This window comes from Ruegeria sp. AE4 (assembly GCF_056542185.1).
This window is the reverse complement of sequence record NZ_JBQFZK010000046.1, coordinates 1-1,923: the sequence shown is the minus strand read 5'-3', so window position 1 is coordinate 1,923 and position 1,923 is coordinate 1. Positions and strand designations below refer to the sequence as shown.

General features: G+C 60.2%; 1 protein-coding gene. It reads right to left on the bottom strand.

Going from position 1 to position 1,923, the window contains the following annotated elements; genetic code table 11:
• The coding region (locus ACR0EK_RS20265) for an ABC transporter ATP-binding protein (protein WP_480901168.1) at nucleotides 1-1,772 on the bottom strand (1,772 nt) is incomplete at its 3' end.
• Nucleotides 1,773-1,923: the final 151 nt, after the last annotated feature.

Sequence of the window (1,923 nt, the reverse complement as noted above, 5' to 3'; positions counted from 1 at the left end):
GCGACTTTTTGTTTGTGTTTATTGAACTGTTGGTCGAAGAGGTTTTTGAAGGGTCCGTTTTTCTGCATGAGTTGGTCGAGGTTTCCCTGTTCGGCGATAGCGCCGTCCTGGATGACGATGATCTTGTCTGCCTCCAGCACGGTTGACAGGCGGTGGGCGATGACGATGACGGTGACATCCTGTGTCAGGGCGTCCAGCGCCTCTTTGACCAGCGATTCCGATTCCGCGTCCAGCGCGCTTGTGGCCTCGTCCAGCAGCAGGATTTCGGCCTTGCGCAGAATGGCGCGGGCAATCGCGATGCGCTGTTTCTGACCGCCCGACAGAAAGGTTCCGTTTTCGCCCACCGGGGTCTCATAGCCCTGCGGCAGGTCTGTGATGAACTGATGCGCATGTGCGGCCCGGGCTGCCGCGATCACCTCTTCATCGCTCGCCTCGGGTGCCGAGCAGCGCAGGTTGTCCATCACCGAGGCCGAGAACAGGAACGTGTCCTGACCGACATACGAGATTTTCCGCCGCAGCGAGGCAAAGCTGACATCCCTCAGGTCCTGGCCATCGATCTCGACGCTGCCCTGATCGGGGTCGTAAAACCGCATGATCAGGCCAAACAACGTGGATTTGCCACCACCGGACTGGCCGACAAGGGCCGTGGTTTTCCCGGCCTCGAAAGTGGCGCTCATGTTGTCGATCACCGGCACCGTGCCCTGATAGCCAAAGGTCACATTGCGCAGCGTGATCTGTCCGGGGCCGTCACTCAGGTCACGGGCCCGGGGGCTTTCCACCATCGTGTCCTCCTGATCCAGCAGGCTGAACAACAGGCCGACACCGACCATGCAGGTTTCAATCTGGACCCGCATCCTGGACAGGCGCTTGGCGGGTTCATAGGCCATCAGCAAAGCGGTGATGAAGGACATCAACTGACCCGCGGTCGGCTGTTCGGTGCCCGCGATGCCCATCGTGCTGACAATGAGAACCCCGGCAACCGCCAGACCGGCCAGAAACTCCATCAGCGGGCTGGCAATGGCCTGCAGCCGGGCGATGTCGTTCGAGCGCTGTTCGACCTTCCGGATCGCGGTCTCCATTCGGTCGATCATGCGATCTTCAAGCGCAAACACCTTGATCACCTTGATCCCCGCCGAGGTCTCCTGCAGCACCCGGATGATCTCGGCCAGCGATTTGAACTCGGCCTGCATGATCGAGCGGACGCTTTTCAGCAGATACCGCACCCCCAGCAGGGCAACCGGGCCCACCACAAAGAACATCACCGACAGGACCGGCTGCTGATACACCATGACCACAATCAGGCCGACCAGGGTCAGGGCATCGCGGACAAACCCGGTGACCAGAACATCGATCAGGCCCCGGGCCGATTGCGCGCCATTGGTCGTGCGCATCAGCAAATCCGATGATTCATTGGTCGAAAAGAACGACACCCCGTGCCGGACCAGCTTGCGGTACAGCTTCTCCTGCTGCTGGGCCACAATCCGGTTGCCCGCGCGCGCCAGAAAGACGGCCTGAATATACGAGGCCACCGCCTTGGTCAGGAACAGAAGCACAACCCCCAGCGCAATGACATGCGCCCATCCCCGCAATTCCGGGCTGGTCATGGCATCAACGATATATTCCATCATGTAAGCCGAGCCGGCGGTGGTGACCGCCACCGCGATCATCGCCAGGATCGCAACGCCGTAAAGCCCGCCCTGCGCATAAAAGCTCTCACCGACAAGCCGGCCCATATAGCCCGATCGCCACTTGTTCCAGGCGCGCTTCATCATTGCGTTCTCCAAATCCGTGAAACGGTGCGCACGCCCAGATACCCCATATCCCGCCGCGCCTAAAGGGCTGATGCTACCCTGCGGCAGACCAACCCATCCCAACATCCAAACACGCTAAATAAGACCTCACCACCAAACCCACAACCAAAAC